At 59.9% G+C, this 17984-nt stretch carries 17 protein-coding genes; 5 read left to right on the top strand and 12 right to left on the bottom strand.

Translation table 11 applies throughout. From position 1 onward, the window contains the following. Positions 1-7 precede the first annotated feature (7 nt). Together betC and choX are read right to left on the bottom strand one after the other, a co-directional pair. Positions 8-1522, bottom strand: a complete 1515-nt coding sequence (gene betC, locus G6L97_RS22220) for a choline-sulfatase (protein ID WP_174003800.1) — start codon at positions 1520-1522, stop codon at positions 8-10. A 14-nt stretch (positions 1523-1536) separates the two neighbouring features. After that, complete coding sequence (gene choX, locus G6L97_RS22215; protein ID WP_065705621.1) at positions 1537-2490, bottom strand: choline ABC transporter substrate-binding protein; 954 nt, start codon at positions 2488-2490, stop codon at positions 1537-1539. Between the two features lie 94 nt (positions 2491-2584). Here choX and G6L97_RS22210 point away from each other — a divergent pair, with 94 nt between their 5' ends. Continuing rightward, positions 2585-3481 carry a choline sulfate utilization transcriptional regulator gene (locus tag G6L97_RS22210; protein WP_004431240.1) on the top strand — a complete coding sequence of 299 codons (897 nt, stop codon included), beginning with the start codon at positions 2585-2587 and terminating at the stop codon, positions 3479-3481. A gap of 30 nt (positions 3482-3511) precedes the next feature. Here the strand turns inward: G6L97_RS22210 and G6L97_RS22205 are convergent, their stop codons facing one another. Both G6L97_RS22205 and G6L97_RS22200 read right to left on the bottom strand, forming a co-directional pair. Then, complete coding sequence (locus G6L97_RS22205) at positions 3512-4963, bottom strand: aldehyde dehydrogenase (RefSeq protein ID WP_065705623.1); 1452 nt, start codon at positions 4961-4963, stop codon at positions 3512-3514. A gap of 16 nt (positions 4964-4979) precedes the next feature. Then, complete coding sequence (locus G6L97_RS22200; protein ID WP_065705625.1) at positions 4980-5177, bottom strand: hypothetical protein; 198 nt, start codon at positions 5175-5177, stop codon at positions 4980-4982. A gap of 132 nt (positions 5178-5309) precedes the next feature. Here G6L97_RS22200 and G6L97_RS22195 point away from each other — a divergent pair, with 132 nt between their 5' ends. Then, a complete protein-coding gene (locus G6L97_RS22195) occupies positions 5310-6185 on the top strand; it encodes a helix-turn-helix transcriptional regulator (protein ID WP_035200379.1) in 876 nt (291 codons plus the stop codon). An 87-nt stretch (positions 6186-6272) separates the two neighbouring features. Here G6L97_RS22195 and G6L97_RS22190 read toward each other — a convergent pair whose 3' ends face one another. Then, positions 6273-7016, bottom strand: coding sequence for an SDR family NAD(P)-dependent oxidoreductase (locus tag G6L97_RS22190; RefSeq protein ID WP_013761113.1), 744 nt, complete (start codon positions 7014-7016; stop codon positions 6273-6275). A gap of 26 nt (positions 7017-7042) precedes the next feature. After that, a complete protein-coding gene (locus tag G6L97_RS22185; RefSeq protein WP_173994418.1) occupies positions 7043-7432 on the bottom strand; it encodes a DoxX family protein in 390 nt (129 codons plus the stop codon). Positions 7433-7585: 153 nt separating this feature from the next. Here G6L97_RS22185 and G6L97_RS22180 point away from each other — a divergent pair, with 153 nt between their 5' ends. Next, the gene (locus G6L97_RS22180) at positions 7586-7969 is read left to right on the top strand and encodes a winged helix-turn-helix transcriptional regulator (protein WP_035200376.1); all 384 of its coding nucleotides are present in this window, start codon (positions 7586-7588) and stop codon (positions 7967-7969) included. A gap of 5 nt (positions 7970-7974) precedes the next feature. On the opposite strand, the gene G6L97_RS22175 is transcribed toward G6L97_RS22180, so the two are convergent. From G6L97_RS22175 to G6L97_RS22160, 4 genes are read right to left on the bottom strand one after another with little or no spacing between them, the layout of a single operon-like run. Further along, the gene (locus tag G6L97_RS22175) at positions 7975-8787 is read right to left on the bottom strand and encodes an ABC transporter ATP-binding protein (RefSeq protein ID WP_035200373.1); all 813 of its coding nucleotides are present in this window, start codon (positions 8785-8787) and stop codon (positions 7975-7977) included. Further along, positions 8784-9818: a FecCD family ABC transporter permease gene (locus tag G6L97_RS22170; protein WP_035200371.1), complete on the bottom strand. Its 1035-nt coding sequence runs from the start codon at positions 9816-9818 to the stop codon at positions 8784-8786. Before G6L97_RS22170 ends, G6L97_RS22175 begins: the two co-directional genes overlap by 4 nt. A 2-nt stretch (positions 9819-9820) precedes the next feature. Next, positions 9821-10864, bottom strand: coding sequence for a FecCD family ABC transporter permease (locus G6L97_RS22165; RefSeq protein WP_035200369.1), 1044 nt, complete (start codon positions 10862-10864; stop codon positions 9821-9823). After that, positions 10861-11871, bottom strand: a complete 1011-nt coding sequence (locus G6L97_RS22160) for an iron-siderophore ABC transporter substrate-binding protein (RefSeq protein WP_174003798.1) — start codon at positions 11869-11871, stop codon at positions 10861-10863. The genes G6L97_RS22165 and G6L97_RS22160 overlap by 4 nt, the downstream gene beginning before the upstream one ends. Before the next feature lie 222 nt (positions 11872-12093). On the opposite strand from G6L97_RS22160, the gene G6L97_RS22155 reads away from it, so the two are divergent. Then, complete coding sequence (locus G6L97_RS22155) at positions 12094-14214, top strand: TonB-dependent siderophore receptor (RefSeq protein ID WP_065705631.1); 2121 nt, start codon at positions 12094-12096, stop codon at positions 14212-14214. Positions 14215-14345: 131 nt separating this feature from the next. On the opposite strand, the gene G6L97_RS22150 is transcribed toward G6L97_RS22155, so the two are convergent. Next, positions 14346-15239, bottom strand: coding sequence for a helix-turn-helix domain-containing protein (locus tag G6L97_RS22150; protein WP_211384276.1), 894 nt, complete (start codon positions 15237-15239; stop codon positions 14346-14348). 252 nt (positions 15240-15491) lie between these two features. On the opposite strand from G6L97_RS22150, the gene G6L97_RS22145 reads away from it, so the two are divergent. Continuing rightward, entirely contained in the window at positions 15492-15668 is a 177-nt protein-coding gene (locus G6L97_RS22145) for a hypothetical protein (protein WP_004431216.1), read from the top strand. Between the two features lie 55 nt (positions 15669-15723). Here the strand turns inward: G6L97_RS22145 and katG are convergent, their stop codons facing one another. Then, positions 15724-17895 carry a catalase/peroxidase HPI gene (gene katG / locus G6L97_RS22140; RefSeq protein WP_060642599.1) on the bottom strand — a complete coding sequence of 724 codons (2172 nt, stop codon included), beginning with the start codon at positions 17893-17895 and terminating at the stop codon, positions 15724-15726. Between the last annotated feature and the right edge of the window lie 89 nt (positions 17896-17984).

Below are 17984 nucleotides of genomic sequence, written 5' to 3'. Positions count from 1 at the left end.
GCCAGCGTTATTCCCCGCGTGGAAAACGCTGGTTTTCCTCCAGCACGTTCAAGTCCATGTGGTTGCGCATGTAGCGTTCCGAGGCTTTCTGCAATGGCTGATAATCCCACGGGAAATAGGCGCCGTTTCGCAGCGCCTTGTAGACCACCCAGCGCCGCGCCTGACTTTCCCGCACCGATGCGTCGAAAACGGGCAGCTGCCAGCGTCGGCCGATTTCAGCCGAAAGCGATGACAGCACATCAGCGAATTCAGGATTGCCGGCAAGGTTTATCTGCTCTTCAGGATCCGTCTCGAGGTCGTAGAGCAACGGCGGATCCGCTTCGCAGACCGAGAGCTTGTAACGGCCATCCCTGATGGCGACGAGTGGCGCGATCGAACCTTCGGCGGCATATTCCATCGGCACTGGCCCGCGCTCGCCTGTTCCCGCAGCCAAAGCCGCAAGGTCTTCGCCATCCGTCCAGCGTTTCAGTGAGGTAATATCCAGGCCTGCCAGACCGCACAGCGTCGGTGTGACATCCAGCGTCGAAACCGGCGCGTCGATAAGCGCCGGTTTCCAGCCGGGTGCTGCGATCATCAAGGGCACGCGGGCCGAACCCTCGAAAAAGCACATCTTGAACCACAGGCCGCGCTCGCCCAGCATATCGCCATGGTCGGAGAGGAACAGGATGATCGTGTCCTCCTCCATCCGCGTCGCCTTCAATACGTCGAGAATTTCGCCGACCTTCTCGTCGATATAGGAGATATTGGCGAAATAACCGCGCCGCGCCCGGCGTATCTCGTCGGGTGAAATATCGAAGGCCTGATGATCACAGGCTTCCAGCAACCGTTTTGAATGCGGATCCTGCTCCTCGAAGGGAAGCGCCCCTATCTGCGGATCGAGTGCCGAGCAATCCTCATAGAGATCCCAGAATTTCCGCCGTGCCACATACGGGTCATGCGGATGTGTGAAGCTGACGGTCAGGCACCACGGTCGGTCATCGAGCCGGCGCGACAGATCGTAGAGCTTGCGGGTTGCGTGATAGGCAACCTCATCGTCATATTCCATCTGATTGGTGATTTCGGCAACGCCCGCGCCGGTGACCGAACCGAGATTGTGATACCACCAGTCGATCCGCTCGCCCGGCTTGGTATAATCAGGCGTCCAGCCGAAATCCGCCGGATAAATATCCGTCGTCAGACGCTCTTCGAAGCCGTGCAGCTGGTCCGGTCCGACAAAATGCATCTTTCCGGAAAGGCCGGTGTAATAACCAGCTGCCCGCAGGTGATGCGCATAGGTCGGAATATCCGACGCGAATTCGGCGGCATTATCGTAAACCCGCGTCCGGCTGGGCAATTGACCGGACATGAACGAAGCCCGGGCCGGCGCGCAAAGCGGACTTGCCGTATAGGTATTGGCGAAACGGACAGACCGCTCCGCCAACGCTTTCAGATGTGGCGCATGAAGAAAGTCGGCCGGGCCATCGGGAAAAAACGTCCCGTTGAACTGGTCGGCCATCAGGATCAGGATATTGGGACGCGGCATTTCACCCTACAGTCTCAGAGGCCAAGCTTGCCTTTGACGGCATCCGCACCCGGCTTGCCATCCAGCGTGGTAACGCCCTGCAGCCAGCCATCCAGCGATGTCGGATTGGCTTTCAGCCACGTCGCTGCCGCCGCCTTGGAATCCTCGCCACCGAGAATGGAACCCATCAGGGCATTTTCCATGCCGATATCGAATTTAAGGTTCTTGAAAAGCGTCGCCGCATTCGGGCATTGCTGCGGCCAGCCGGTACGGGCAAGTGTATAGACCTCGGCGCCACCGAAATTCGGGCCGAAATAGGCGTCACCGCCGGAGAGATAGGCGATATCGATCTTCTCGTTCATCGGGTGCGGCGCCCATGCTAGGAAGACGACCGCCTTTTTGTCTTTTCCGGCCCGTTCCACCTGCGCCAGCATCGCCTGCTCGCCGGATTCGACAAGCTGCCAGCCCTTCAGGCCGAAATCATTGGCATCGATAATCTTCTGAATGTTCTGGTTGGCGGGTGCGCCCGGCTCGATGCCGTAAATCTTGCTTTCAAATTCGTCAGCGTGTTTGGCAAGATCCGAAAAATCCTTCACGCCCTTTTCGGCCATATAGGAAGGCACTGCCAGGGTGAACTTGGCGCCTTCGAGGTTTTTCGTCATCACGTCGGCCGCCTTGGCGGCATTGAGGTCGTCAACGAAGGATTTCTGGGCGGGCATCCAGTTGCCGAGAAAAACGTCGATCTCGCCGTTTTTCATGGCCTGATAGCCGATCGGTACCGACAGCGTCTTGACGTCAGCCTCATACCCCAAAGCATCGAGCAGAACCGAGGTGACGCCATTGGTGGCGGTGATGTCGGTCCAGCCGGGATCGCTGAGGCGGATGGTCTTGCAGGCCGCATCATCGGCGGCATAAAGCGGGGTGGAGAAGGCCGCCACGGACAAAAACAGTCCGGCGGCGATGCGGTGCATGCGAGAAACGGTTTTCATTGCGGCTCCCCTTTTATTAGTCCAGTTTATTGAACACCACATTGTTTTTGCCTGTGAAGCGGGTATTTTTCGATGACTGATATAAGGAATTTCTATGACAGAGCGGCCGCTCGATCTTGGATGGATGCGCATTTTTACCGAGGTCGCCCGGCGCGGCAGCCTGACGGCAGCGGCGGCGTCCCTGCGGCTGACCCAGCCAGCTGTCAGCTATCAGATCCGCCGGCTGGAAGACGATCTGGGCGTTGCACTGGTGCGGCGTAAACATCGCGGCATCGAGTTGACGGCCGAGGGGCTAAAGCTGTTCGAGATCGTCTCGCGCAATGTCGATGCCATCGATCTTCTGGCCCAGCAACTTCGCAGAACGGAGGAGCGGCAGACAATCCGCCTGCACACGGACTATGCCTTCTCCTCTCTCTGGCTCATCCCGCGCATGCATGGTTTTCGCGCGCTCAATCCTGACATCAACATCCAGATCGTCGCCACGCAGGATCCGCTCGGACAGGGCAAACACGACAGCGACGTGATGATCATCTTCGGCACGCGGCAGGATGCCGGCGACGGCGCGGTGCTGCTGCTTTCGGAGAAGGTCACGCCCGTCTGCTCGCCGGCGCTTTTGGCGGAGCAGTCGGCACCCGAAACCGTGGCTGATTTTTCGCGGCTGAAACTCATCCACCTCGAAAATACCTCACAGGCGCACTGGTTCGACTGGGCGTCCTATTTCAAGCATTTCGGCGTGCTGAGGGGCGCGGAAAACGAAAGCGGAGACATCAGTTTCAACAATTACACCATGGTGGTTCAGGCAACGATCGGCGAACAGGGTTTTGCCCTCGGTTGGGCGGGACTGGTCGATCCGCTGGTCGAGGCAGGCGTCCTGGTGACCGCAGGCCCGAGTCTGGATGCGCCGGGTCGCGGCTACTGGTTGCTGAGGCCGAAAAGCAGCGACAGTGCGGTCAGAAAACTCACCGGCTGGCTGATCGACGAGAAGCGTTGACGTGACCAGCCAGCCGGTGATGCTTCCGGCTTAAATCGGGTAATGCAACGGTCCGTCCTGCAGCGTGACCCATCGCAGTTCGGTGAATTCCGCAATGCCCGCCGTGCCGCCAAAACGGCCGTAACCGGAGGCCTTCACTCCACCGAACGGCATCTGCGCCTCGTCGTGAACGGTGGGTCCGTTGATGTGGCAAATGCCGCTTTCGATGCGTCCGGCTACCGCGAGTGCTTTTGCCTGATCCCTGCCGAAAATAGCTGCGGAAAGACCAAACTCGGTTTCGTTGGCGATACTGACTGCCTCATCGACGCTGCCGGCGCGAATGATGGAAACGACCGGGCCGAAGCTTTCTTCGGAATAGAGCCGCATCGCAGAGGTCACGCCATCGACGGCAAGCGCATCCAGCATGGTACCATTGCCGCCTCCGCCGGCCACAAGGCGTGCGCCTTTGGCAACGGCGTCATCCACCAGCGCCCGGATGCGGGACGCGGCCTCGGCGCTGACCAAGGAGCCAAGCGGCATTTTTCCCTCGCGAGGGTCTCCCGCCTTCAGGCTCGCCGCTTTTTTGGCAAAGGCCCCGACAAAGGTGTCGGCAACGCTGTCGAGTACGATGATGCGTTCCGTCGACATGCAGATCTGGCCCTGGTTCATGTAAGCGCCAAAGGCGGCCGCAGCCACTGCTGCATCGATATCGGCATCATCAAGCACTATGAAGGGTGCCTTGCCGCCAAGCTCCAGAAGCGCTGGCTTCAGGTAACGGCCCGCCGTTTCCGCAATGACACGACCGACGCGGGTCGAACCGGTGAAATTCACCCTTCTGACAGCCGGATGGGCGATCAGTGTTTCAACGATTTTCGCCGCATCTTCCGGCGCATTGGAGACGGCGTTCAGCACACCTTTCGGCAGACCTGCCGAAGCGACGGCCTCGATGATCAGCGCATGGGTGCGCGGGCAAAGCTCCGAGGTCTTCATCACCACGGTGTTGCCACAGGCAAGTGGCGTGGCGATGGAGCGTACGCCGAGAATGACCGGTGCATTCCATGGCGCGATGGACAGAACCACGCCCGCCGGCTGGCGAAGTGCCATCGCCGTGGTTCCCGGGCGGTTGGAGGGAATGATTTCGCCCTTTATCTGGGTCGTAAGGCTGGCCGCCTCGACCAGCATGTCGCTGGCCAGCATCACGTTGAAACCGGCCCAGGCATCCGTCGCGCCAATCTCCTCTTTCATCGCCAGCGTAATCTGCGGCCCGGCATCGCGGAGCGCCTGCGCCGCGGCAAGAAGCAGGCGACGGCGTTCGCCGGGCGGCGTTGCCGACCAGACGGGAAAGGCTGCGGCTGCGGCATCGGCCGCACGTGTGGCATCCTCAGGCGTTGCCGCCGCCGCACTGGTTGCCAGGTCCCCGGTGATCGGATTGTTGCGCTCGAAACGCTTGCCGTTTGCGGCTGGGCAATGGTCGCCACCGATGAAAAGATTGACAGTCTGCATAGTCTTCCTCCTGAATTCAGAAAATAGTGGCGGCGGCACCGCCGAAACCCGCCCGTTGCACGGAGGGACGGGAGGAAAGGGCTGCTGCCGTCCCCGCCCCTGTGATCCTTCCGGCCTCCAGCAGATAATCGCGATCGACAAGGGCAGAGCTTCCGCGAACACCCTGTTGCGCCAGCGCAAGGCAGGACAGCGTTCTGCGCTTCATACCATTCATGATTTTCCTCCAACGGCGCAGTAGCGGGATTGCCATTCTCCTCAAGGCTTCCCTGCGCTGATGGAAGTTTAGCAACGACAGGCGCATATAAAATGCACTAATGTAATGCATTATTGTACTTTTGGAGGGTGAATGCCGCATCACGGCCAGATAGCTGCTAACAGGATCGAAACGACGGCGCGCATACTGACTTCGTCCCTGCGCGTGTCGGAGTTCAAGCTGGAACAGGGCGCAGCCCATCTTGTCCTCGTCTCAGCCGGTGAAGCGGAGATCATTCAGGGCGAAAAGACACTTGTGGTTACCGCGCCGGGGCTGGCCTGGCTGCCTGCCTCCGGCCCCGCCGGCCGCCTGCGGCTGAATGCCGGAAGCCGCGGATCACTGCTGAAAACGACCGAAATCGGCCTTGCGCATGCCATGCCAACCGGAACGAGCGCAATCATGGTGCGCAGCACATTGCAGCGCGTTCTGACCCGGACGCTGGCTGAAAAAGACAGCCTAGAACTGGCGGGTTATCTCGACACCATCGCGGATGAGAATTTCCGGTCATCGACAGGATCGGATACGATCATCGCCAGCCTGTTATCCGTCACCCTTATCCGCATCTGCCAGCATGCCATGGCCGACGTCGCGGGCGCGGCTTCCACCGCAGGCAGCCTTACGGAGCGGTTTGTGCTACTTGTCAGTCAGCACAAACGCGACCAATGGGGCGTGGAAGACTATGCGGGTCAACTCGGCGTCAACCGTGAACGTCTTGGATTTGTGGTGCGCAAGGCAACGGGGCTTTCACCACAGGCCTATATTCACCGCGAACTGCTTTCCGAAGCGCGTGACCTTCTTCTTAACTCTTCACTGCAAGTTGCTGAAATTGCGTTTCGATTGGGATTTCAGGATCCTGGGTATTTCAACCGCTTCTTCACCCGCAATGAAGGCACGTCTCCCGGCCGTTTCCGGCGAACGGCGGTGCGCATACAGAACGTAGCACAGCCGTCCTATGCCGCATGGCCTTGAGTTCTGCCCGGCAGGTGCAAATCAGGAGCGGCAGAAGAGACAATGGAGCGAAGTGCCGGCCTGTTTGCCCGGCACTCCAACGGGGCGTTAGCGGGCGCTGTCGATAATCTGGCCGCCGTCGGGGGTCAGGCTCGATCCTGTAATGAACCTCGAATCGCTGCTTGCGAGGAAGAGAGCCACCGGAGCGACATCCTCTTCAGGGGAACCGTAACGACCAAGGGCATTCGTGGGAGCAGGAGCGTCGACGCCCGCACCCCAGGTGTCGGCAACGGGAAGCAGGTTGTTCACGGTGATATTGTCAGGACCCCATTCGCGCGCAGCAGATCTCGTCAGGGCGCGGACGGCCTCCTTGGCAAGGTTGTAAGGTCCATACGGCGACATGCCGAGAATACCGGCCAGCGACGCGAAATTAATGATCCGGCCCTCGCCACTGGCCTTCAAGTACGGATAACAAGCCTGCATTGTGCGAAGATAGGCGATCGGCCCCATATCGAGGTTTCGTTGCAATTGCTCGACTGTCAGCTCGAGGATCGGGGAGTGCACGACAGTCGGGTCGAACGCGACGTTCACGAGAATGTCGATGCCGCCAAATGCATTCGCTGCCTCAGCCACAGCCCGGGTGATCTGTTGGCCATCGCCAAGATCACAGACGATGCCGAGCGCGGTGCCACCACTGGATTGTATCTGACTGACGACCGCGTTCACATTTGCAGGCGTCAAGGACAATACCACGACCTTGGCGCCCTCCCTTGCAAAGAGTTCTGCCGTCGCACGGCCAATCCCTCTGCCTGCGCCCGCCACGATGGCTACTTTTCCGGTCAGTTTTCCCATTTTGATTTCCTTTCGTGATGGATGCGTCAGAGCTGCCGTGTAAGGGCATAGGGGGATGGGACTTCGCGTGCAGCGTTCTGCATGGCGAAGGAAACGACGAGCAGCCCGAGGCCGATGGCGGCAGGCAGTGCGCCGGCAGGTTTGCGGACGCCGATATGTGCAAGGCCGGACAGCAGCAGGTGAAACAGTACCCCCGCATACGCCAGATCGCTGATGGCGACGTTGAACCGCGCAAGGATGGCGATGACGGCGGCGATCTTCACCGCCGTCAGAAGAGGCACGAGGTAGGCAGGGTAACCGAAGCCGGTTATCGTCTCCCTCACCCAGTCGGATTTGACGACGTAGGTGACTGCCGACGCCAGATAGAGCAGGACGAGAAGGGTTGTTGCGACCCAGTAGATGTAGAATGAAGACATGGGATATCCATTGCCGCCGAATGTCTTCGGCAGCTTGATTTGTTCAATATTTTCGTTGTTCCGGAACAGCTTGCGGCTCATGATCCGGCGTTCACATGGAAAATGTGCTATTGAATGAATATGCGCAAGTAGGATGAATTTGGCGTGGTAAGTATGGAAAACCAGACTAATGGCGGTGAAACCATTAACATGCACGAGGAAATGCGTCGCGCTTTCGCGCTGCTTTCCGGCAAGTGGAAGCTCGAAATCATGTGGCTTCTCAACCAGCGGATCTATCGTTTCAACGAGCTGCGCAAAGCCATTCCCGGCATCACACAGCACATGTTGACCTCCCAATTGCGTGAGCTCGAGGCCGATGGACTGGTCTCTCGCACCGTCTTTGCAGAGGTTCCGCCACGCGTGGAATATGAAATTACGGCAAAGGCGAAAGGACTTGGCCCGACCATGGAGGCATTGATGGCATGGTGGAACGAGTACGGCGCGAGCGTTCCGGTTAAAACCACCACCCGTGGACGCAGACGGTCACCGCAAAAATAGATGGATTATTGCGGCCGTTGCGCCGCCGTCCTGTGCCGCCCGATCGGCAGCATCATTGGTTTGCCCGACGTCGGGTCTTCGATGACACGGCTTTCTATGCCGAAGACGTGCCGCACGTTTTCTTCCGTCAGCACCTCCTCCGGCGTGCCGCAGATATGCAGCTTTCCACCGGTCATGGCGACCAGATGATCAGCGTAGCGCGCCGCGAGATTGAGATCGTGCAGCACCATGACGATGGTGGTCTGACGGGCATGGTTGAGGTCCGTCAGAAGATCCAGCACTTCCACCTGATGGCTGATGTCGAGGAAGGTGGTGGGTTCGTCGAGCAGCAATATCTCGGTCTCCTGGGCAAGCGCCATGGCGATCCATACGCGTTGCCGTTGCCCGCCGGAGAGTTCGTCCACAGGCCGCTCGGCAAGTTCGACCGTATCGGTGGCGACGAGGGCTGCGGCCACGGCCTCATCATCCTGGCGCGACCACCGCGCGAAAAGGCCGTGATGCGGGTGACGGCCGCGGCTGACCAGATCGGCAACGACAATGCCCTCGGGCGCAATCGGTGACTGCGGCAAAAGACCCATCCGTCTTGCAAGTTCGCGCGAGGGAAGACGGTGGATCGACTTTCCGTCGAGCAGGACCTGACCGGCGCGGGGAGAGATAAGCCGCGACATGCTGCGAAGAAGCGTGGACTTGCCGCAGGCATTGGCACCGACGATGACGGTGATCCGTCCGCGCGGAACGACAAGATCCAGCCCTTCGATGATGAGGCTTTCACCGTATCCGGCCGAAAGACGGTTCACGGAAAGGGAGTGGCTGGTCATAAAGAGCCTCCGCTGCGGTTCACCCGCACGATAAGGTAGATCAGATAGGGCGCGCCGAGCGCGCCGGTGACGACGCCGACCGGGTAACGGCCCGGCAGCAGGAACTGGCCGCAATAATCGCCCACCAGCACCAGGGCTGCCCCAACCAGCGCAGCCGGAATGAGCAGCGACCCATTGCTGCCAACGATACGCGCGGCAATCGGCCCGGACAGAAAGGCGACGAAAGCAATCGGCCCCGAAACTGCCGTGGCAAAGGCGATCATGCCGACGGCGGCGATAATCACGATAATGCGCGTTCTCCCCACCCGGACCCCAAGCGCCGCGGCCGTATCATCGCCAAGCCTCAATGCCTCGAGATCGCGCGCGCGACTGAGCAGCAGGCCGCCAAAGAGGATGAGCGCAACGAAGAGCGGCAGCGTCTGGGCAAGTTTTGCGCCGTTGACGCTGCCCGTCAGCCAGCGCATCGCCTCCTGCAGCGTCCAGGCCGGAGCAACGGACAGGATATAGGCGATGAAACTTTCGAGCATGGCCGAAACGCCGATGCCGACAAGGATCAGCCGCGTTCCGGCAACGCCGTTGCGGAAGGACAGCAGATAGACCAGCAATGCGACGCCAAGCCCGGCGACGACGGCGAAAACCGAAACGAGCGGTCCACTCAGATGCAGGACGACGATGGCAAACACCGCTGCCACGCTTGCGCCGGAACTGATGCCGATAATGTCAGGGCTGGCAAGCGGGTTGCGCAGCATGATCTGGAAGGCGACACCACCCAGCCCGAAGCTCAGACCCGCGAGAACGGAGAGCAACGCGCGTGGCAGGCGCAACTGCCCGACCGTGAAAGTGACCCCGGCAATGTCCTCTCCGAGCAGCACCCGCAGGACGTCACCGGGCGGCGTGAAGGATTGTCCCAGCACCAGCGTCAATACGAAAACCGCGATCAAAAGAGCTGAAAGGGCTGCAATGACAAAGCGACGCCGGCGCTGGCGGTCGTGACGATTGGAAACCAATGTTTCCATGACGGACGTGTGCATGTTCACAGTTCGCGTACCCGCTGACGTCTGACGATCCAGATGAAGAAAGGTGCGCCGACAACGGCGGTGACGATACCGACATCGAGTTCGGATGGCCGCGCCACGATGCGCCCGACAATATCGGCCGCAAGCAGCAGACAGGCGCCGCCGAGCGCGGAAAATGGCAGAAGCCAGCGATTGTCGACGCCAACGAGCAGGCGGCAGAGATGCGGAACGACCAACCCAACGAAACCGATTGGCCCGCAGATGGCAGTCGCCGCACCGCAGAGGAGGATAGATCCAAAGGATGCGATAGCTCTCGCGACTACGACATTCTCGCCAAGACCGGCGGCCAACTCATCACCAAGCGCCAGAGAATTCAGCTTGCGTGCCGAAAGAAGGCTGATGGCAAAACCGGCGGCGAGAAACGGCAGCACGGTCTCAATCCGGTCAAAGGTCGCACCACCGACACCGCCGATCTGCCAGGAACGGATGCCGCCGGCAATATCGCTGCGCGGCAGCACGACGGCAATGACGAGTGAGGAGAAGGCGACAGAGGTGGCGGCACCGGCCAGAGCGAGTTTCAGCGGCGTGGCCCCACCGCGTCCGAGCGAGCCGACGACATAAACGAAAACCGCAGCTGCACCCGCCCCGACAATCGCCGTGATGATAAAGGCCTGCGCCGAGGCAATGCCGAACCAGACGATGGCGATAACGACGGCAAGTGATGCGCCCATATTGACGCCAAGAATACCGGGATCGGCAAGCGGATTGCGCGTAACGCCCTGCATGATGGCGCCAGCGAGCCCGAGCGCTGCCCCAGACAGCAGGGCAAGCAGCGTTCGCGGCAGGCGAACCGCGACAGCCGCTTCCGCCACCGTCTCGACGCGACCGGCAAGCGCTGCCGTGATGTCAGCGAACGTGACGTCACGGGTGCCAATCGCCACGGAAAGCGCACATAGCAGCGCCAGAAGCGCCAGCACGGCGCTGAGCCATGCGGTCCGCATGCGGTTGGAGCGGCCACCTGGCAGCACGGCCGGACCTCTGGAAGGCCCTTCCATTGTCATTTCGCTTTACCAGAGGACTTATCCGCTGCTTTCGCCAGAAGATCGGCGTAATCCTTCATAACCCAGGAAATCGACAGCGGTGTGGGATTGGATGCGGTGCCGAGCGGATCACGCCCCAGCATGACGATGGCGTCATCGGCAACGGCGGGCATGCGGGCAAGCAGCGGATCGGCCCGCATCGCCTTGAGCAATGGCTGGCTGCCATAGGTCACGACGATATCGACATCGTCGAAGGCATCGACTCGCTCGGCGCTGACGCCGGCGGCAAATTGCCCCGGTTTCGTCGCCTCCGCCACGCTCTTCGGCAAGGTAAGCCCAAGATCGGTGAAAAATTTCACCCGGCTGTCATTGGCGGTATAAAAATTGACGACACTGAGATTGGTGGCGTCGAGATGGGTGACGAACATCGCAGACTTGCCTTTCAGCTGCGGATGGCCGGCAACCACCTGCGCGATCTCACCTTCGATGCGTTTGATCAGCGCCTCACCTTCCGGCGCCATGCCAAGCCCGGCACTGTTCAGCCGGATCATCTCGCGCCAGTCGGTTGCCCACGGTGACACGGGATAGGCAACGACCGGTGCGATCTGGCTTAGCGTATCGTAGTCGGACTGGCTGAGGCCGGAATAGGCGGCGAGGATGACATCCGGCTGCGTTGCCGCCACGGCCTCGAAATCGATACCATCACCCTCGTCGAACAGAACAGGCTTTGCAGCACCCATTTCAGAAAGCTGCTTCGCCACCCACGGCAGCAATCCATCACCGTCATCATCGCCGAAATTGGCAGCGGCAAAACCGACGGGCACGATGCCGAGCGCCAGCGGCACTTCGTGGTTTGCCCAGGCGACGGTCGCGACACGCTGAGGCTTCCTCGCAATCGTGGTCGTGCCGAAGGCGTGTTTGATGACGACGGGATAGCGCGTCGCCTCTTCCGCCGAGGCAATGGTCGGCACGATCATCCACAGAAAAAACACGAATGCCGGCGCGAGGCAGCGAAACAGGAAAAGCATGGGCGAAGCTCTCAACGGTTCAAAAGTGGACTTGAACTCTCAGCTTCACATGCCCCCGTCAACCCCGGTGAGGAAATGCCGCCACAACAGTGGTGAAATTTCCGGGGTTTTGTACAAAACCGCAAAAAGTTACAATACCGGACAAACTTTCTCAAGTTATTGGGCGCTTCGAGAGCGGGCCGTGGAAGCGGCGATTGGGGCATCAACTTCTGGAATTTAGCAATGAACACTGAAATGAATGGCGTCAACCGCAGGACCGCGCGACTGCGCTATGGGCAGGCAGCCCTTCTTGCCTGCACGGCGCTTGTGACGGTACTGCCCGCTCGTTCGCTGGCGCAGGAGGCCGCCAATACGGGCGGAAGCACGGTTCTCGAGCGCATCACCATCGACAGCGGTGACAATGACCAGAAGTCGATCGTCGCCACCCGCACGACAAGCGGCAGCAAGATGGCAACCGACATTCTCGATACGCCGGCCGCCGTTTCCGTCATCACCGCCAAGGAAATGCAGCAGCGTGGTGTGCAGACCGTGGAAGAAGCCTTGCAATATACGGCAGGTGTGACCACGGATTTCTACGGCTCGGACGACCGTTTCGACTATTTCAAGATTCGCGGTTTCGACGCCTACACCTATCGAGACGGGCTGACGCTCGGCCGTCCCTTCGGCGCGCTGCGCGAAGAGACCTATGCCTATGAGCGCGTGGAAGTCCTGAAGGGCGGCAATTCCACGACCTTTGGCGTATCCGATCCCGGCGGTTCGGTGAACTACTCGACCAAGGTTCCCAAACGCAGCCGCTTTGGTGAGGCCTATGTGACAGGCGGTTCCTATAGCCGCGCTGAAACCGGCTTCGATTTCGGCGACAATATCACCAGCGACGATACCCTGTCATACCGCCTGACCGGCAAGCTCAGAAATGCCGACGCGGAATATGACTATTCCCGCGACGATGAAAAATTCTTCATGGGCGGCCTGACATGGCGGCCCACCGATGCCACCAGCCTCACCGTCGTTTACGATCATCTCAACAAGGACGGCGTTCCCGGCGGCGGCGGCCATCCGGTCGGCTCGCATTTCGACAGGAGCCGTTTCTTCGGTGAACCGGACTATAATTACCGCGGCACCAACCGCAATTCGCTGAGCGTGATGTTCGACCATGATTTCGGCTCTGGCCTGACGCTGAGTTCGAACGCGCGCTACAGCAAGGCAAATACCGATTTCGGTTATGCGTATATCTCGTCCACACCGACCAATGGCTCGACCATCGCCAACCGTTCCTATTTCGGCAACGAGACCGAAACCGAGAATTTCCTGATCGACACCCGGCTGCAATATGACGCGACGTTCGAAAGCGTCGAAAGCCGCAGCCTTGTCGGCGTTTTTTATAACGACTACTCGTCCGGCAGCAAAAGCTACTTCGGTTCTGCGCCAGGCATCAACTGGCTGAACCCGGTCTATACCGGTGCGCCCGCTTCGGTGCCGCTCTACGCCAGCTCGTTGACGGATCAAAAGACAAGGGCACTCTACCTCCAGCAGGACCTGACCTTCTTCGACAGGCTGACCGTCAGCGCCGGTCTGCGCAATGACTGGATCGACACCGACCAGACCAACAGGCTGAACGGCACGACGGCAAGCGGCGACATCAGCGAACTGACAAAGCGCATCGGCGTGTCTTACAAGGTCACGAACGAGATCGCGCCCTATATCAGCTACGCCGAATCCGTGGTGCCGGCCTCGGGCCTGACCGTCGAGCCCGAACGCGGCGAGCAGATCGAGCTTGGCGTGAAGTATCGCCCGGATGCCTTCCCTGCCCTGTTCACGGCATCGATCTACGACCTCACGAAAAACAATATTACCGTCACCAGCCCGATCACCAGCCTGCCCACCACCATCGGCGAGGTGCGCGTGCGCGGTCTCGACCTCGAGGCCAAGGCGGAGGTTACCGACGAGCTGAGCCTGACGGCGGCCTATTCCTATCTCAACGCGGAAATCACCGAAAACGGCATCGCTGGCAATGTCGGCAACCGCCCGCAATTCGTGCCTGAACATCAGGCCTCGCTTTGGGTAAACTACACGCTGGCCGGCAACGACAAACGCGGCGACATGACCTTCGGGCTCGGCGGACGCTTCACCGGCTCGTATTATTTTGATGACGCGAACAAGGTTTCGACCGGCAGCAGCGTGACCATGGACGCAGCGTTCAGCTACAAAATCCAGGAAACCACCTCGCTAGAGGTGAATGTTTCCAACCTCTTCAACGAGAAGCACGTCTCTTATGGCGGTTTCGGCGCAGACTTCTACAACCCCGGCCGAGCGTTCTCAGCTACGCTGCGCAAGACGTGGTGAGGGTAAGTATATCCCTACTTTTCAACATACTACGTAACCATCCTAACGTTCCACGTCATCCCCTGGGGTGACGTGGAACGAAGCTCAAGGCATGCGCCGAACCCGCTCCGCGTAAACGGCAAGGCGACCATTCAAAGCAGCCTGTGCATGCGCCGCCAGGCGGCTGGCGTATTGCCCACGGACTGGCGGAAGGCTTTGGTCAAATGGGCCTGATCGGAAAAGCCGAGCTGGGCGGCGATATCGGCCACGGTAAGATCACCTTCCAGCAGCAGTTTCTGGGCAAGGCTTATCCGCCGCTCCAATTGCCATTGCAGCGGCGTCTTGCCCGTTGTCTGGCGGAACACCGTTGCGAACCAGCTTTCCGAAAGCCCGACGATGTCGGCCATTTCTGCAACCGTCATGCGGTCGTCACCGCGGCTTTCGACACGGGCAAGCAGCTTGTTCATCTGCGCCTGCGTCAGCCTGCCATTTACCTGTTCCGGCAAAGATCCGGGAATATCGAGAAGACCGGCAACGATGCTGCCAACAAGGCTTTCCGCATATACCGCATGTTTCGAAGGCTCGGCGAGTTCATCGACAAGCAGTCCAGCCAGTGTTTCGACCGAACCGATATCCTGTATCTCGACCGGGCGGCGCAAGGCTGTCATCGCCGCCGAACTGCCGACCGATGGCGACAGGAAACGCAGCAGACGGTCCTTGTGGATATGCAGATTGAGGTGCGAAAACCTGTGCGTAGCATTGCTGCTCGTCCACATCGGCACACCGGCCGGCACATAGACCGCCCGCGTCATGGGGCGGGAGTGCTGCGTGAACTCGCCGTCGCGGTTGGAAATGCTGATGCGCGACGAGACATCGTTGAAAAATATCATGATACGTGGATCGGCGGCCAGGTAATAACCCTTCGCGCCCATCTGGCTCTCTGCCTCCCAGAAGGCGCTGACGAGCCCGTCCAGCTGGCGCCATTTGACCGGCGCAGTGACGCTGATCCCTTCCGTGTGCCAGGTCATGGAGTGCCAGAAACTCAATGCGGGTACCGTTCAGTTGTCGAGCCGAGGTTGAAGCCATGTAAGACATGCGCGTCAGGATAACGGCGCCGCACGCTCCACCATATGAGGCCGCAATAACATGACTTATCAATTCATGTTAATAGCAAAGATGGTTGTAATGCAAAACATTGCTGTGCTGGCAGACGATCCCGCTCCAATGTGAGCCTTGGAACCTCTGCCCCGACCAGCCGTTTGATCTCCAGACAAATGAAATCACGAAGGGAGATCACTATGAACGACAAAAAGGAACCCGGCGATTTCGCCGACAAGAAGCGCGAAGAGCAGGGCCGCGGCGTCATCGTCGCTGGGCCGGATGCGCATGAGAATGAAAAGGGCGGCAAGGCGCCGGGGGATAGTGGCGAAAAGCCATCACCCGGAAAACCGGTTCCATCCTCAGACCGCAGATAGAAAATTGCCCCTCCCTGATCGCTCAGGGAGGGGCTTTTTGGACTAGTCAGCCTTATCAGACAAGGTCAAAACGGTCGGCGTTCATGACCTTCGTCCAGGCGGCGACGAAATCACGCACGAACTTTTCCTTGTTGTCGTCCTGCGCGTAAACTTCCGCATAGGCACGCAGGATGGAGTTGGAGCCGATAACGAGGTCCACGCGGGTCGCCGTATATCGGGTTGCTCCGGACTTGCGATCGCGAATCTCATAGAGATTGCCGCCGGTCGGAACCCAGGAAAAGGCCATATCCGTCAGCGTTGTGAAGAAATCGGTGGTGAGAGCACCTGGGGTCTGCGTGAACACACCATGCGCTGCGCCGCCGTAATTGGCGCCAATGACGCGCAGGCCACCGATGAGAACTGTCAGTTCCGGCGCCGTGAGGCCCAGAAGCTGAGCGCGGTCCAGCAGCAGTTCTTCAGGGCTGACGACATAGTCCTTCTTCACCCAGTTGCGGAAACCATCCGCCAGCGGCTCGAGCGGGGCAAAGCTGTCTGCATCAGTCTGCTCGGCTGAGGCATCGCCACGACCGGGTGCAAAAGGCACGGCGACATCGAAGCCGGCTGATTTCGCCGCCTGCTCAACACCGTGGTTGCCGGCGAGAACAATGACATCAGCGATGCTGGCGCCGGTTTCACGGGCAATCGGCTCCAGCACCGAAAGCACATGGGCCAAACGGGCGGGCTCGTTGCCTTCCCAGTCCTTCTGCGGGGCAAGGCGGATGCGCGCACCATTGGCGCCGCCGCGCTTGTCCGAGCCACGGAAGGTACGGGCGCTGTCCCATGCGGTCGAGACCAGATCGGCGACCGCCAGACCGGAAGCGGCGATCTTTGCCTTTACGGCAGCGACATCGTAGCTCGTGGAACCTGCCGGGATGGGATCCTGCCAGATCAGGTCTTCTGCGGGAACATCCGGGCCGAAGTAGCGGGACTTCGGGCCCATGTCGCGGTGGGTCAGCTTGAACCATGCGCGGGCAAAGACCTCGGAGAAGTGGTCCTGGTCATCCTTGAACTTCAGCGAAATCTCGCGGTAGATCGGATCGACCTTCAGGGCCATGTCGGCATCGGTCATCATCGGGATGGTGCGGATCGAGGGATCCTCGACGTCAACAGGCTTGTCCTCTTCGGCAATGGTGATCGGCGCCCACTGGGACGCGCCAGCCGGGCTGTGCGTCAATGTCCACTCATGCTTGAACAGCATGTCGAAGAAGCCGTTGTCCCACTTGGTCGGTTCGCTTGTCCAGGCACCTTCAATACCGGACACAACGGTGTCACGGCCGATGCCGCGACCCTTGGTGTTGATCCAGCCGAGGCCCTGAAATTCGGGGCCTGCTGCTTCCGGATCGGGGCTGAGGTTGGCGGCGCTGCCATTGCCGTGCGACTTGCCGATGGTGTGGCCGCCTGCGGTGAGCGCAACGGTTTCTTCGTCATCCATGCCCATGCGGGCAAAGGTTTCGCGCATCTGCGCGGCTGTCGCAAGCGGATCGGACTTGCCGTTGACGCCTTCCGGATTGACGTAGATGAGACCCATCTGCACGGCGGCAAGCGGATTTTCCAGCGTCTCGGGCTTGGTCACGTCACCGTAACGACCATCGCTCGGTGCCAGCCATTCCTTTTCGTCACCCCAATAGGTGTCTTTTTCGGGAGCCCAGATATCCTCGCGGCCGAAGGCGAAACCGAACGTCTTCAGACCCGCGACATCATAAGCGATCGTTCCGGCAAGCGCGATGAGATCGGCCCAGGAAATCTTGTTGCCGTATTTCTTCTTGATCGGCCACAGCAGGCGGCGGCCCTTATCGGTGTTCACATTATCAGGCCAGGAATTGAGCGGTGCAAAGCGCTGGTTGCCGGTGTTGGCACCGCCGCGTCCGTCCGTCACGCGGTAGGAACCGGCTGCATGCCAGGTCACGCGGGCCATCATGCCCACATAGCTGCCCCAGTCGGCCGGCCACCAGTCCTGGCTTTCCGTCATCAGGGCGCGCAGATCAGCCTTCAGGGCTTCCACGTCGAGCGTCTTTAGCGCTTCGCGGTAATTGAAGGAGGTGCCGAGCGGATTGGTCTTGGTGTCGTGCTGATGCAGGATATCGAGGTTCAGCGCGTTCGGCCACCATTCGGTAACCGATTTACCGGAGGCCGTATTGCCTCCATGCATGACGGGACACTTGCCAGCCGGTTTTGAAGTTGCGTCCATTTCGCCCTCCGATGGGTTTAGTAATTAAACGACATAGTCAATTCGACATGCGCAGCATGTTGGAACCACAGCCCACAGCAGGTCATTCT

The sequence above is a fragment of the Agrobacterium tumefaciens genome (assembly GCF_013318015.2).
Classification (GTDB): domain Bacteria; phylum Pseudomonadota; class Alphaproteobacteria; order Rhizobiales; family Rhizobiaceae; genus Agrobacterium; species Agrobacterium tumefaciens.
Note: the sequence above shows the minus strand (reverse complement) of the source record. Positions and strands in the feature narration are given on the sequence as shown.

Coding starts and splice junctions, on each gene's coding strand:
- betC (WP_174003800.1), bottom strand. CDS start 1,522: ATGCCGCGTCCCAATATCCTGATCCTGATGGCCGACCAGTTCAACGGG.
- choX (WP_065705621.1), bottom strand. CDS start 2,490: ATGAAAACCGTTTCTCGCATGCACCGCATCGCCGCCGGACTGTTTTTG.
- G6L97_RS22210 (WP_004431240.1), top strand. CDS start 2,585: ATGACAGAGCGGCCGCTCGATCTTGGATGGATGCGCATTTTTACCGAG.
- G6L97_RS22205 (WP_065705623.1), bottom strand. CDS start 4,963: ATGCAGACTGTCAATCTTTTCATCGGTGGCGACCATTGCCCAGCCGCA.
- G6L97_RS22200 (WP_065705625.1), bottom strand. CDS start 5,177: ATGAATGGTATGAAGCGCAGAACGCTGTCCTGCCTTGCGCTGGCGCAA.
- G6L97_RS22195 (WP_035200379.1), top strand. CDS start 5,310: ATGCCGCATCACGGCCAGATAGCTGCTAACAGGATCGAAACGACGGCG.
- G6L97_RS22190 (WP_013761113.1), bottom strand. CDS start 7,016: ATGGGAAAACTGACCGGAAAAGTAGCCATCGTGGCGGGCGCAGGCAGA.
- G6L97_RS22185 (WP_173994418.1), bottom strand. CDS start 7,432: ATGTCTTCATTCTACATCTACTGGGTCGCAACAACCCTTCTCGTCCTG.
- G6L97_RS22180 (WP_035200376.1), top strand. CDS start 7,586: ATGGAAAACCAGACTAATGGCGGTGAAACCATTAACATGCACGAGGAA.
- G6L97_RS22175 (WP_035200373.1), bottom strand. CDS start 8,787: ATGACCAGCCACTCCCTTTCCGTGAACCGTCTTTCGGCCGGATACGGT.
- G6L97_RS22170 (WP_035200371.1), bottom strand. CDS start 9,818: ATGCACACGTCCGTCATGGAAACATTGGTTTCCAATCGTCACGACCGC.
- G6L97_RS22165 (WP_035200369.1), bottom strand. CDS start 10,864: ATGACAATGGAAGGGCCTTCCAGAGGTCCGGCCGTGCTGCCAGGTGGC.
- G6L97_RS22160 (WP_174003798.1), bottom strand. CDS start 11,871: ATGCTTTTCCTGTTTCGCTGCCTCGCGCCGGCATTCGTGTTTTTTCTG.
- G6L97_RS22155 (WP_065705631.1), top strand. CDS start 12,094: ATGAACACTGAAATGAATGGCGTCAACCGCAGGACCGCGCGACTGCGC.
- G6L97_RS22145 (WP_004431216.1), top strand. CDS start 15,492: ATGAACGACAAAAAGGAACCCGGCGATTTCGCCGACAAGAAGCGCGAA.
- katG (WP_060642599.1), bottom strand. CDS start 17,895: ATGGACGCAACTTCAAAACCGGCTGGCAAGTGTCCCGTCATGCATGGA.